The 9,012-nt window shown below is 69.3% G+C and carries 11 protein-coding genes; 3 read left to right on the forward strand and 8 right to left on the reverse strand.

Translation table 11 applies throughout. The features are described 5' to 3' along the window. Positions 1–9 precede the first annotated feature (9 nt). The 4 genes from LOKHON_RS01765 to fabF form a co-directional block, all read right to left on the reverse strand. Complete coding sequence (locus LOKHON_RS01765; RefSeq protein WP_017929470.1) at positions 10–1,380, reverse strand: DNA-packaging protein; 1,371 nt, start codon at positions 1,378–1,380, stop codon at positions 10–12. Next, complete coding sequence (locus LOKHON_RS01770; protein ID WP_017929471.1) at positions 1,298–1,630, reverse strand: hypothetical protein; 333 nt, start codon at positions 1,628–1,630, stop codon at positions 1,298–1,300. Before LOKHON_RS01770 ends, LOKHON_RS01765 begins: the two co-directional genes overlap by 83 nt. A 182-nt stretch (positions 1,631–1,812) precedes the next feature. Beyond that, the gene (mltG, locus tag LOKHON_RS01775) at positions 1,813–2,976 is read right to left on the reverse strand and encodes an endolytic transglycosylase MltG (protein ID WP_017929472.1); all 1,164 of its coding nucleotides are present in this window, start codon (positions 2,974–2,976) and stop codon (positions 1,813–1,815) included. Next, positions 2,976–4,244, reverse strand: coding sequence for a beta-ketoacyl-ACP synthase II (gene fabF / locus LOKHON_RS01780; protein ID WP_017929473.1), 1,269 nt, complete (start codon positions 4,242–4,244; stop codon positions 2,976–2,978). Before fabF ends, mltG begins: the two co-directional genes overlap by 1 nt. A gap of 129 nt (positions 4,245–4,373) precedes the next feature. Between fabF and LOKHON_RS01785 the strand changes: the two genes are divergently transcribed. After that, positions 4,374–5,207 carry a PilZ domain-containing protein gene (locus LOKHON_RS01785; protein WP_017929474.1) on the forward strand — a complete coding sequence of 278 codons (834 nt, stop codon included), beginning with the start codon at positions 4,374–4,376 and terminating at the stop codon, positions 5,205–5,207. Positions 5,208–5,273: 66 nt separating this feature from the next. On the opposite strand, the gene LOKHON_RS01790 is transcribed toward LOKHON_RS01785, so the two are convergent. From LOKHON_RS01790 to LOKHON_RS01805, 4 genes are all read right to left on the reverse strand, one after another. Further along, entirely contained in the window at positions 5,274–5,507 is a 234-nt protein-coding gene (locus LOKHON_RS01790; protein WP_017929475.1) for an acyl carrier protein, read from the reverse strand. 182 nt (positions 5,508–5,689) lie between these two features. Then, positions 5,690–6,427 carry a 3-oxoacyl-[acyl-carrier-protein] reductase gene (gene fabG / locus LOKHON_RS01795; protein WP_017929476.1) on the reverse strand — a complete coding sequence of 246 codons (738 nt, stop codon included), beginning with the start codon at positions 6,425–6,427 and terminating at the stop codon, positions 5,690–5,692. Positions 6,428–6,545: 118 nt separating this feature from the next. Further along, positions 6,546–7,472, reverse strand: a complete 927-nt coding sequence (fabD, locus tag LOKHON_RS01800; protein WP_017929477.1) for an ACP S-malonyltransferase — start codon at positions 7,470–7,472, stop codon at positions 6,546–6,548. A gap of 79 nt (positions 7,473–7,551) precedes the next feature. After that, on the reverse strand, positions 7,552–8,100 hold the full coding sequence (locus LOKHON_RS01805) for a hypothetical protein (protein ID WP_017929478.1): 549 nt from the start codon (positions 8,098–8,100) through the stop codon (positions 7,552–7,554). A gap of 306 nt (positions 8,101–8,406) precedes the next feature. Here LOKHON_RS01805 and rpsF point away from each other — a divergent pair, with 306 nt between their 5' ends. Both rpsF and rpsR read left to right on the forward strand, forming a co-directional pair. Next, entirely contained in the window at positions 8,407–8,760 is a 354-nt protein-coding gene (gene rpsF / locus LOKHON_RS01810; protein WP_017929479.1) for a 30S ribosomal protein S6, read from the forward strand. 24 nt (positions 8,761–8,784) lie between these two features. Beyond that, the gene (rpsR, locus tag LOKHON_RS01815) at positions 8,785–9,012 is read left to right on the forward strand and encodes a 30S ribosomal protein S18 (RefSeq protein WP_017929480.1); all 228 of its coding nucleotides are present in this window, start codon (positions 8,785–8,787) and stop codon (positions 9,010–9,012) included.

Consider the following 9,012-nt stretch of genomic DNA (forward strand, 5'->3'; position numbering starts at 1 on the left):
AACCGGGGATCAGAGCATCCGAAGCCGCGGACGCCGCCAGCCCTGCGCGGGGACGATCATCAGCTCGTGCAGCGCCCAGACCAGCGCATCCACCCGGTCGGGCGAGCCCGATCCGAGAAAACCCCGCGCCGTCATCTGCGCCATCTGGTCCTCCAGCGCGCCCAAGCCCCGCAGGTGATGCACCCGGCCCTGTTCGTACAGCGCGGCCACCGGCTCGGCCCGAAGCCCCTTGGACCGCCCGGCATGCAGCGCCCGGAACGGCACCAGCGGATCGACCTGCCGCACCACCGTCTCGACCAGCGCGCCGCCCTGGTTCACCTCGGCCACCATCCGGTCGGCGCCGTGCCGCGCCATCGCCGCGCAGGCCGCGCGCGCCCAGTCGAGCGGCGAGGCCGCCTGCACCGTCGCATCCTCCAGCACATAGGCGCGCCAGTCCTGCGGCGGGCCGCGCGTCACGGCCCCCGCCACCACGATGCCGCAGGCATCCGATCCGGCATGCGCGCTCACCGACGGGTCGACCGCGACCACGATCCGGTCGGGCTCGGGCGCCGCCTCCACCGCGCAGGCCTCCAGCATCGCGGCGCGCCACAACGCGCCCTCGGCATCGGCCAGAAGCACGCCGTCAAGCTCCTGCCGCCCCTGCCGCGTGCCCGCGTAGCGGCGCCGCATCTCGTCGAGAAACCCCGCCGCGAGATTGGCGGCGTTGGCCTGGGTCGGCGCGTGGGTCGTCACCGTGCTATCGGAGGCCAGAAGATCGCGCAGCACCGCCACGTTGCGCGGCGTCGTGGTCACGCAGGCGCGCGGATCGCCAAGCCGCAGCCCGAATTGCAGCATGTCCCACGCCTCGGCGCCGCGCTTCCACTTGGCCAGCTCGTCGGCCCAGGCGGCGTCGAATTGCGGGCCGCGCAGCGCCTCGTGATCATGCGCCGAAAACAGCTGCGCCACCGCGCCGTTGGGCCATGTCAGCATCCGCCGCGTCGCGCTCCAGACCGGCCTGCGGTCGGGCGGCGAACAGGCCATGATCCCGCTGTCGCCGAACACCATCACCTCGCGCGCCTGGTCGAGCGTTTCGCCCACCAGCGCCACGCGCCGCGCTTGGCCCGGATCGCGGGGCCGCGCGCCTTCGACCCGGCTGCGCACCCATTCGGCCCCGGCGCGGGTCTTGCCCGCGCCGCGCCCACCAAGAATCGCCCATGTGCGCCAGTCGCCCTCGGGCGCGATCTGGTGCGGCAGCGCCCAGATGTCGAACAGCCATGGCAGCGCCGAAAGCTCGTCCGCCGACAGCGCGTCGAGAAACTCAGTCCGCGCGGCAGCAGGCGCGCAGGCGATCCAGGCGGCAAGAGATCCGTCGCCGCGCGGCCTCGATGTCGATTTCGCCATCGACGCACCCGCCATCCTGTTTTCCAAGCCAGTCATTGAATTTCCTTTCCACGTCGAACGCCGTCTTAAGGGCCGCCTCCAATTCGCTGATTTTCCTCTGCAAATCCTTTGGCGCGCCAAGGTCGGACTGCAGGTCCGACAACATGTCGGCCAGCGTCGACCGCACCGAGGACAACAGCCGCCACGCGTCGTCCCATTCCTTGCGGCGCGCCGCCGCTTCCGGCCCGTCCGGGCCCGTCATCTCGTTCATCTCTATGCCTGCCTTTCGTTGCGGCCGGACGCGAACGCACGAAAAAAGGCGGCCCCGGATGTCTCCGGGGCCGCCTTGCACTTCTCTGCCAGCCTGAACGTGACCTTACGTCATTGCGGCCGGAATGTCAATTCCCGCGATCGCAGGAACGGGGCGCAAGCGCCCGTATCCATAAGGAAATCTTAATTTCCGGCCGCGCGCTCGGCCTCGATCTCGCGCCATTTCGCGACGTTGCTGTTGTGCTCGGCCAGCGTCTTGGCAAAGGCATGGCCGCCGGTGCCGTCGGCCACGAAGAACACGAAATCGGTCGAGGCCGGGTTGAGCGCCGCCTCGATCGCGGCGCGGCCCGGATTGGCGATCGGCGTCGGCGGCAAGCCGTTGATCACATAGGTGTTCCACGGCGTCTCGGCCTGAAGCTCGCTGCGGCGCAGGCCGCGTCCCAGCACGCCCTTTCCTTCGGTGATGCCATAGATCACCGTCGGGTCGGTCTGCAGCGGCATGCCCTGGCGCAGCCGGTTGACGAAGACGCTTGCCACCTGCGGACGCTCGGCGGCGACGCCGGTTTCCTTCTCGACGATCGAAGCCAGCACCAGCGCCTCTTCGGGGCTGTCGAGCGGCAGGTCGTCCATCCGGTTATCCCACGCCTCGGCGAGAATCGCCGATTGCGCCGCCGCCATCCGCTCGATCACCTGCGCCACCTGCGTGCCGGGCGTGATCTCGTAGCTGTCGGGGGCGAGGCTGCCCTCGGCGGGGATCTCGGAGACATCGCCTTCAAGCGTGTCGAGCGCGTTGAGCGCGGTCATCACCTGCCACGAGGTGACGCCCTCGGCCATGGCGATGCGGTAGCGCGTATCGGCACGCTCGCGCATCGTCTCGTAGGCCTCGGGGATCTCGACGCCCTCGGCGGTCGGGTCGAACTCGGCCAGCTCGGTGTAGCTGGAGGTGGCGGGATCGAGCTCGCGCACCTCGGCCTCGACCGAGTTGACGCCGATCCTGTAGAGGATCTCGGTGCCGCAGGTCGAGGCGCCGCCACGGGTCACCAGATCGACGATCCGCTCCATGCTGGCGCGTTCGGGGATCAGGTGGCTGCCAGCCTTGAGCTGGCTCGTCTTCTCGGAATACTCGGCCCCGATCCGAAAGATCGCGCCCGAGCCGATCGCGCCCTGATCTTCGAGCCGCTGGCTCACGGCGCGGAAATTGGTGCCCGGCTCGACCCGCAGGCAGATCGCCGTCTCCAGCGGGCCCTCGCCCGAATACTCGTTCACGCCCCAGGCGATGACCCCGGCGGCGCCAGCGAGACCCACGATCAGGAAGGTGATCGTGTTCGAGGCGAGGTGACGCCACATCAGGAGGCGACCTTTCCGAACAGCACGGAGGCATTGGTGCCGCCAAAGCCGAAGCTGTTGGACAGCGCCACGTTGATCTCGCGCTCGCGCTTCTGGTTGGGCGCGAGATCGACCACCGTGTCGACCGCCGGGGTGTCGAGGTTGATCGTCGGCGGCGCGACCTGGTCGCGGATCGCGAGGATCGAGAAGATCGCCTCGATCGCACCGGCGGCGCCAAGAAGATGCCCGGTCATCGACTTGGTCGAGGACATGGTGACCTTCTTCGCCGCCTCGCCCATCATCCGCTCGACCGCGCCAAGCTCGATCGTGTCGGCCATGGTCGAGGTGCCATGCGCGTTGATGTAGTCGATCTTGTCCGGACTCAGGCCCGCATCCTTGAGCGCGGCGCGCATCGCGCGCTCGCCGCCTTCGCCATCCTCGCTCGGCGCGGTGATGTGATAGGCATCGCCCGACAGGCCATAGCCCAGCACCTCGGCATAGATCTTGGCGCCGCGCGCCATCGCGTGCTCGTATTCCTCGAGCACGACGATGCCCGCGCCCTCGCCCATGACAAAGCCGTCGCGGTCGGTGTCATAGGGGCGGCTCGCCGCCTGCGGATCGTCGCGGCGCTTGGTCGAGAGCGCCTTGCAGGCATTGAAGCCCGCAATGCCGATCTCGGAGATCGCGGCCTCGGCGCCGCCGGCGACCATCACGTCGGCGGAGCCGTACTTGATCAGGCGCGCGGCGTCGCCGATGGCATGCGCACCGGTCGAGCAGGCGGTGACGACCGAGTGGTTCGGGCCCTTGAAGCCGTAGCGGATCGAGACCTGGCCCGAGATCAGGTTGATCAGCGCGCCGGGGATGAAGAAGGGCGACACGCGGCGCGGGCCCTTTTCCTTGATCAAAAGCGCCGTCTCGGCGATCGAGTTCAGACCGCCGATGCCGGAGCCGATCATCACGCCGGTGCGCTCGCGCGCCTCGTCATCCTCGGGCATCCAGCCCGAATCCTCGACCGCCTGCTGTGCGGCGGCGATGCCATAGAGGATGAAGTCGTCGACCTTCCTCTGCTCTTTCGGCGCCATGTAGGCATCGGCGTCGAAGCGGATCGCCGGGTCGGCATCCGCCGCACGCGGCACCTCGCAGGCGTAATTCGTCGCCAAATGATCGGCATCGAAGCGGGTAATGGTGCCCGCGCCGGATTTCCCGGCCAGGATCGCCTCCCAGCTCGGCTCGACCTTGTCGGCCAGCGGCGTCACCAGCCCCAGCCCCGTCACGACCACTCGCCGCATCTGACCATCCTCTTCGCAATAACTCGCGTCCTGATACCGCAGGGCTTCGCGCGGGAGCAAGGGCGCGGGCGCGCCGATTAACGCGGTTTTCAGCTCTGTCGGGCCAAATCCCGCGCAAGGAGGGTCTCCATGCGGATCGGGCCGGTGCTGCTCATGTTCATCCTGTTCGCCGCGCCGCTGCGCGCCGACCCCGCCTGCGACACGATCGCGGCGCTGGGGCGGGTGGTGGACGCCGCCCGCGCGGGGTCGATCACCGGGATCGACCGGGCGTTGCGGCGCATCGATATCGAACGGGTGATGTGGAATCTCGGCGACCATCCGCTGGCGCGGCAGCGCGAGGCGATCGACGATGCGCTCACGCTCGTCGAGGCGGTGCGCGACGCGGCGGGCTGGACCGGCCCGGCCGCGGCGGCGCGGCTGCGCGAGGCCAGAAGCCGGATCGTGCTGGACCGGCTCGGCGCGCTGCTGGCCCGGCATGGCTGCGCCGATGGGACCGGGCAGACGGCGCGCGCCGCGCCCGGCGCGGTGGCGGGGTCGGAAACGGTGGCGGTGGCCGTGGCGTGGAAAATGCCGCGATTGGCCGAGGCCGGGATCGCGCTTCTGGCGATGGCCGGGTTCGGGGCGGTGCTGGTGCGGCTGATGATCGGGCGCAGCCAGCTGCGCGCCCGGCAGGCGCAGCGCCACGTGGTGAACCTGCCCGCGCGGGTGCGCGGCGACAGCGGCGAAATCGAGGCGCGGCTGCTCGACATCAGCCGGCTGGGCGCCAAGCTGCGGGTCGACCCCGCCTTCGAACCCGACGGGCTGGAGCAGATGATGGTGCTGTTCGGGGACCGGGAGATCGAGGCGGCGCTGCGCTGGCGCACCACCCATTATCTCGGCGTGCAATTCGCCAAGCCGCTGAGCGCGGAGGCGGTGGCGCCGCTGATCCGGCCCCGGCGGGGCAACAGGCGGCGCGCGGGCTGAATCGAAAACGGCACCCCGAAGGGTGCCGTTTCCACCTGGCCGGCCCGAAGGCCATGGCCCTGTCGGTTACTGCGCTTCCTTGATGAAGCGGACCGCGTCGCCGAAGGTCTGGATGGTCTCGGCGGCGTCGTCGGGGATCTCGATCCCGAACTCTTCCTCGAAGGCCATGACCAGCTCGACGGTGTCGAGGCTGTCGGCGCCCAGATCGTCGATGAACGAGGCGTTCTCGACGACCTTGTCCTCTTCGACACCCAGATGCTCAACAACGATCTTGCGCACGCGGTCGGCGACGTCGCTCATAACAATTCCTCACGTCTTTCCGGCCCCTCTGGGCCTTTTTCTCTTGCCCCTTGGGGCAGTCTCATGCCCGAGCGGGCCGCTCACCGACGGGGGCCGAAACGGCCCCTTGTCGGAAAATCTCGTCGTCCTTTAGCAGAGATTCCGGGCCGCGCAAACGCTTTGTGCCGCCCGAAGCCACCGTCTCAGAGCATCGCCATGCCGCCATTGACATGCAAGGTCGCCCCCGTGACATAGCCCGCCTCGGGGCTTGCCAGGTACAGCACCGCCGCCGCGATCTCGTCGGCGTTGCCCATCCGGCCCGCCGGGATCTGGCCGAGGATGCCCGATTTCTGATCGTCGTTGAGCTTGTCGGTCATCGCGGTGGCGATGAAGCCGGGCGCCACGCAATTCACCGTGATGCCGCGGCTGGCCACCTCGTAGGCGATGGATTTCGACAGGCCGACCATGCCCGCCTTGGCCGCCGCGTAATTGGCCTGGCCGGGGTTGCCGGTCGATCCGACGATCGAGGAGATGTTGATGATCCGGCCCCAGCGCGCCTTCATCATCGGCCGCACCACGCCCTTGCACAGCCGCATGGTCGAGGTGAGGTTGACGTCGAGCACCTGCGCCCAGTCCTCATCCGACATGCGCATGAACAGGTTGTCGCGGGTGATGCCGGCGTTGTTGACGAGGATGTCGAGCCCGCCCATCGCCTCGATCGCCTGTTTGGGCAGCGCGTTCACCGCATCGGCGTCGGAGAGGTTGCAAGGCAGGACATGGGCGCGATCGCCCAGGGCGGCGGCCAGTTCTTCGAGCGGGGCGGTGCGGGTGCCTGACAGCCCCACCGTGGCGCCCGCGCCATGCAGCGCGGTGGCGATGGCGCCGCCGATGCCGCCAGAGGCGCCGGTGACGAGGGCGGTCTTGCCGGTCAGATCGAACATGTGGGGTCTCCTGCGTAATCCGTTGATCAAGGGTCTAGCAGCAAGGCCGGGCCCGGACCACCGCCCGCGCGCATCGCGGCGCGCGCGGGTTTGCGCATTTGGGGAATGGTGAAGCGGATCAGCCCTTGGCCGAGACGACGTCCTCGGGGGTGCCGATGGCGCGGGTCTCCGTGCCCTTGGCGATGCGGCGGATCATGCCCGACAGCGCCTTGCCCGCGCCGATTTCCCAAAACCCGGTGACGCCCTCGCGCGCCATGAACTCCACGCTCTCGCGCCAGCGCACCGCGCCGGTGACCTGATCGACCAGAAGGCCGCGGATCAGCGCCGGGTCGCAGACCGCCTCGGCGCGGACATTGGCCACCAGCGGCACGGCGGGCTCGCGGATGTCGACGCCTTCGAGCGCCTCGGCCATGGCGCGCGCGGCGGGCGCCATCAGCGCGCAGTGGAACGGCGCGCTCACCGGCAGAAGGATCGCGCGCTTGGCGCCCTTTTCCTTGGCGATGTCGAGCGCGCGCTCGACCGCCGCGCGGCTGCCGGAGATCACCACCTGGGAGGGGTCGTTGTCATTGGCGGCTTCGCAGACTTCGCCCTGGGCCGCGGCCCCGGCCACCTCGCGCGCGGCGGCGAGATCGAGCCCCAGAAGTGCGGCCATCGCGCCTTCGCCCACCGGCACGGCGGCCTGCATCGCCTCGCCGCGCAGCCGCAGCAGACGGGCGGTGTCGTCGAGCCGCAGCGCACCGGCGGCGCAGAGCGCGGAATATTCGCCAAGGCTGTGACCGGCGACATAAGAGGCGTCGGTGACGGAGATGCCTTCGGATTTCAGCGCCGCCATCGCCGCGATCGAGGTCGCCATCAGCGCGGGCTGGGCGTTGCGGGTGAGCGTCAGCTCGTCGATCTCGCCCTCGAAGATCAGGGCGCTGAGCTTTTCGCCGAGCGCGGTGTCGACCTCGTCGAACACGTCGCGCGCGGCGGGATAGGCCTCGGCCAGCGCCCGGCCCATGCCGATGGTCTGCGATCCCTGCCCCGGAAAAACGAATGCGCGCATGGCCCTGCTCCCTGATGATGCGGTGCGTTGGATCACCGCATAGCGGCTGGCGCGCGCCGCGACAAGGAAAGGCCGTGGCTCAGGCGGCGCGGCGAAACAGCGGCGCGGCCGGGCGCGGCGGCAGGCCGAGATCGCGCTCGATCCGCCGCGCCAGGAGCGACATCGCGTCCAGATCGCCTTGCGCCACCCGCACCGAGACATTCCTGCCCGACAGGCGCAGCTCGGCGCGCAGGGTCATGCGCTTGGGGTCGCGGCGGTCGCGGATCTCGGTGCGGCAGAATTCGTCGAAGCGCCACGTGGCGACCTGCTCGATCCGCCCGCCGGGGCGGCGCAGCACCTCGCGCACCAGCCGCCGCTCGGTGTCGATGTGCATTTCGCTGCGGCTGCCGGCCCCGGCATAGCAGATCAGCCCGCCGCCCAGCAGAACCGCCACCGCCAGCCTGGACCACAGCGCGAGATCGAGCGGCCCGCCCAAGGGCGACATCCAGATCGCCCCCGCCGCCGCCGTGACGCCCAGCGCGAAGGCCCAGACCGCGAACAGCACCATCACCGCGAGGCGGCGGCATCGGGGGCCGCAGCCCAGGACGAGCGGCGCGCGATCGGGGCGGGGGCTGGCGGTTGCGGTCATTGCGGCGGTCTCCACACCTGTGCCTTCGGATAGGTCGACCCTCCGGGGGGATAAGGGCGGGAATATGGCCCGCGAAAGGCATCGCGCGGGCCTGCCGCCTCAAGGCGCGGGGACAAGATGTGCGACAAGGCGCCGGGACAGGGTGCCGCGACAAGGCCGGTCAGGCGGCTTGCACGCCCGCGCGATCGCTGTATAAGGCCGCATCCTTCCGCGTATTCGCTAGAACCGCGCAGCCTCTCGTGAACGGGGAGCGGAAGGTCATGGCCCCGTTCTATGAAATGCGCCCGGAACCGAACTGGAGTTCACATGCCGCTTTACGAGCATGTCTTCATCGCGCGTCAGGACCTGTCCAACGCGCAGGCCGAAAGCCTCGTCGAGCACTTCTCGACCGTCCTCGCCGACAATGGCGGCAAGGTGCTCGAGAACGAGTACTGGGGCGTGAAGACCATGGCCTACAAGATCAACAAGAACCGCAAGGGCCACTATGCCTTCCTGCGCTCGGACGCCCCGTCGCCCGCCGTGCAGGAAATGGAGCGCCTGATGCGCCTGCATGACGACGTGATGCGCGTCCTGACCATCAAGGTCGACGAGCACCAGGAGGGCCCCTCGGTCCAGATGCAGAAGCGCGAAGAGCGCGGCGACCGCCGCGAGCGTCGCTGATCGCCTCCAGGAAAGGATAACAGAATGGCCACCAAACCGTTTTTCCGCCGCCGCAAGACCGACCCCTTCGAGGGCGAGAACGCGCCGAAGATCGACTACAAGGACACGCGTCTGCTGCAGCGCTACATTTCCGAGCGCGGCAAGATCGTGCCCTCGCGCATCACCGCCGTCGGCTCCAAGAACCAGCGCAAGCTCGCCCAGGCGATCAAGCGCGCGCGGTTCCTGGCGCTGCTGCCCTACGCCGTGAAATAA

This window comes from Limimaricola hongkongensis DSM 17492 (assembly GCF_000600975.2).
Lineage (GTDB): Bacteria > Pseudomonadota > Alphaproteobacteria > Rhodobacterales > Rhodobacteraceae > Limimaricola > Limimaricola hongkongensis.

Excerpts from the sequence above, each read along its gene's own strand:
- LOKHON_RS01765 (WP_017929470.1), bottom strand. The coding sequence starts at position 1,380 with ATGGCGAAATCGACATCGAGGCCGCGCGGCGACGGATCTCTTGCCGCC.
- LOKHON_RS01770 (WP_017929471.1), bottom strand. The coding sequence starts at position 1,630 with ATGAACGAGATGACGGGCCCGGACGGGCCGGAAGCGGCGGCGCGCCGC.
- mltG (WP_017929472.1), bottom strand. The coding sequence starts at position 2,976 with ATGTGGCGTCACCTCGCCTCGAACACGATCACCTTCCTGATCGTGGGT.
- fabF (WP_017929473.1), bottom strand. The coding sequence starts at position 4,244 with ATGCGGCGAGTGGTCGTGACGGGGCTGGGGCTGGTGACGCCGCTGGCC.
- LOKHON_RS01785 (WP_017929474.1), top strand. The coding sequence starts at position 4,374 with ATGCGGATCGGGCCGGTGCTGCTCATGTTCATCCTGTTCGCCGCGCCG.
- LOKHON_RS01790 (WP_017929475.1), bottom strand. The coding sequence starts at position 5,507 with ATGAGCGACGTCGCCGACCGCGTGCGCAAGATCGTTGTTGAGCATCTG.
- fabG (WP_017929476.1), bottom strand. The coding sequence starts at position 6,427 with ATGTTCGATCTGACCGGCAAGACCGCCCTCGTCACCGGCGCCTCTGGC.
- fabD (WP_017929477.1), bottom strand. The coding sequence starts at position 7,472 with ATGCGCGCATTCGTTTTTCCGGGGCAGGGATCGCAGACCATCGGCATG.
- LOKHON_RS01805 (WP_017929478.1), bottom strand. The coding sequence starts at position 8,100 with ATGACCGCAACCGCCAGCCCCCGCCCCGATCGCGCGCCGCTCGTCCTG.
- rpsF (WP_017929479.1), top strand. The coding sequence starts at position 8,407 with ATGCCGCTTTACGAGCATGTCTTCATCGCGCGTCAGGACCTGTCCAAC.
- rpsR (WP_017929480.1), top strand. The coding sequence starts at position 8,785 with ATGGCCACCAAACCGTTTTTCCGCCGCCGCAAGACCGACCCCTTCGAG.